1 pseudogene is annotated in these 303 nt (G+C 78.2%); it reads left to right on the top strand.

Annotated elements, in window-relative coordinates:
- Positions 1-303 (top strand): annotated as a pseudogene (locus CCN72_RS40965) (hypothetical protein); the annotation flags it as partial.

The raw sequence follows: 303 nt of genomic DNA, 5'->3' as shown, positions 1-303 counted from the left end.
GGGTGCAGGCCCTCGGCGGCGCGGCCGCGCTGGAGCTCGAACAGCGTCCCGGCGGGGTGCACGAGACGCCGGGCGGCCAGTGGCTGCGGGTGTGGCGGGCGGAGCGGCCCGAGGACGCAGGCGGTGCGGCCGTGCACGCGGAGTTCCTGGTGCAGCGGGCCTGGCGGGCGTCGGCGACCGGCACCAAGGACTTCCGGCTGCTGCTGGAGGAGGCCCGGGAGGTGTGCGGGCAGGCGGCCGAGCTGGCACCCGCCGACCCGGTGCCGCACATCATCGAGCTGGCCGTCGGCCGTGGACTGGGCC

The sequence above is a fragment of the Streptomyces murinus genome (assembly GCF_002154555.1).
GTDB classification, from domain to species: domain Bacteria; phylum Actinomycetota; class Actinomycetes; order Streptomycetales; family Streptomycetaceae; genus Streptomyces; species Streptomyces murinus.
Note: the sequence above shows the minus strand (reverse complement) of the source record. Positions and strands in the feature narration are given on the sequence as shown.